Source organism: Shinella sp. CPCC 101442 (assembly GCF_024704725.1).
Lineage (GTDB): Bacteria > Pseudomonadota > Alphaproteobacteria > Rhizobiales > Rhizobiaceae > Shinella.
Map to the genome: position 1 here is coordinate 1 of NZ_JALIQS010000026.1, position 898 is coordinate 898.

The 898-nt window shown below is 62.6% G+C and carries 1 protein-coding gene; it reads left to right on the top strand.

Annotated features, from left to right (window positions below; translation table 11 throughout):
- Positions 1 to 146: 146 nt before the first annotated feature.
- On the top strand, positions 147 to 898 hold a 752-nt coding region (locus MUO32_RS29245), incomplete at its 3' end, for an alpha/beta hydrolase (RefSeq protein ID WP_374708742.1).

Below are 898 nucleotides of genomic sequence, written 5' to 3' on the forward strand. Positions count from 1 at the left end.
GGTCTCCGTTTGGGATCGTGGCGGGACCATACCACAAAAATACATATCGCGATAAAAAACATCTGGACAAGAGTTTGGATCGCTGCTAGCTTTAATTATCGCGATAACGGTTATCGTATGTCGCACCAGATCAAGGAGAGAACCCCATGTCCATGCTCAATACACTGCTCGCATCCGCCGCGTCGCTGCTCACCACCGCCGCCCTCGTCGTTCCCGCAGCCCACGCTCAGCCCGCCCCCACCAAGTCCATCGTCCTCGTCCACGGCGGCTTCGTCGATGGTTCCGGCTGGCAGCGCGTCTACAACATCCTCAAGAAGGACGGCTACAACGTCACCATCGTCCAGAACCCCACCCTCTCGCTCGCCGACGACGTCGCCGTCACCAGGCGCGCCATTGCCGCTGCCGAAGGCGACGTCATCCTCGTCGGTCATTCCTATGGCGGTGTCGTCGTCTCCGAGGCCGGCACCGATCCGAAGGTGAAGGGTCTCGTCTATATCGCCGCCTTCGCACCGGACGCCGGCGAATCCATCGCAAAGCTCATCGCCAACCCGCCGGAAGGCGCTGCCGTCCCCCCGATCCTGCCGCCGCAGGATGGGTTCCTCTTCCTCGACAAGGCCAAGTTCGCAGCCGCCTTCGCCGCGGACGTCGAACCGGAACTCGCCGCCTTCATGGCAGACTCGCAGGTTCCCTGGGGTGTCGAAGCCCTCACCGGTGAAGTGACGGTTCCCGCCTGGAAGCACAAGCCGAGCTGGTATCTTGTCGCCACCGAGGACCATATGATCCCGGTCGAGGCCCAGCGCGGCATGGCAAAGCGCGCCGGTGCAACCGTCGTCGACCAGGCCGGCTCCCATGCCGTCTATGTCTCACAGCCCAACGCCGTCGCAAAGATCATCGAGGA